Source organism: Leptospira borgpetersenii serovar Javanica (assembly GCF_003046425.1).
In the GTDB taxonomy this organism is placed as follows: domain Bacteria; phylum Spirochaetota; class Leptospiria; order Leptospirales; family Leptospiraceae; genus Leptospira; species Leptospira borgpetersenii.
Genome location: NZ_QAJG01000068.1, coordinates 1 through 1,138, shown reverse-complemented (window position 1 = coordinate 1,138; position 1,138 = coordinate 1). Strand labels below are relative to the sequence as shown.

Genomic DNA, 1,138 nt, shown 5'->3' with positions numbered 1-1,138 from the left:
GCGCGACAACACCCAAGGTTCCTGCGGACATAGCAACCGCAGCCACGGTAATTGCACGACCTACGTTGTAGGAAAAGCTCTTTGCCATCTCATGATTGGCTTCTTTCTCCGAAATCTTTTGATTCAAATACCAAGCTGGAATTCCGGTTGCTTGCGATATCGCTTCCGTGGTCACGCTCTTCTCGTATGCTTTCATCGCTTGTTTCATGTTGGAACCGCCGACAAGGGCTCCCACAAAACTCGCGGGTAGTCCGGTTGCTTCCGCAATCGCTCCCGTTACTCTGCTTTGCACTTCCGATCTTACGGCTTCATGAGGTTTTTGTCCTCCGCTCATTCCGTTTAATACGTTAAACAGAAATCCTTTACTGTCCCTTTCCGCGTCATTCGCCTTTGCTTGTTTTTCGATCCTGTTTTGAATGTCTTCGGAGTAGACGGTATATTTTCGGTTTACGTTTGACAATTGATTGTCGACGTAATTGGTTCCCACTCCCTTCAACTTGAAGTTGTATCCTAAATTTGAAATATCAAATCCGGATGTGACGATCAAATATTGCATTCCGTAACTTACTTCCACAGGAATCCCTTTGACGCTCACCGAACCTTTGAGTTCTCTACTTCCTCCGAATACCGTGTCGTCGATGTTTGCTCCTTCATACATCGCTTTGCCGACTTTTTTCATGTCCCCACTTTGATCTTTGAAACTTTCGGTTCCGAAGTTGTATTTCGATCCTTGTTCGTGATAACCTTTTAAGCCTCCCATTTCTCCTTCGAACATGTTCTTCAGGTCTCCGGGTAAAGCTTGGAAGGCTGCTAAGTAATTCTCTTTACTTGCCTCATACAATTTCTTTTGATAACTTTCGATCTCCTCGTTTTGTGTGTACTCTTCTTTGATCTCGTTTGTCTTGTTGCTAAATTGAGCAAACATCGTCTCCACGTTCTTTTGTAGATTGTCGATGTAGTTTTTAATTCCGATCGCCATCTCCGCGTTAAATCTGGTTGCGTTCGGATTCATCATGTCCACGCTCAAATTCCCAGGATTAAACTTCGTCTCCATTCGTATATATTGATATTCTAAATCGGGAGAATAACTCGTACTCTTCATCGCACTTCCGTCGATTTCGATTTCTCCGCTGTAGAT

1 pseudogene is annotated in these 1,138 nt (G+C 44.0%); it reads right to left on the bottom strand.

From position 1 onward, the window contains the following. Positions 1–1,138, bottom strand: a pseudogene (locus CLV95_RS18545) (M23 family peptidase); the annotation flags it as partial.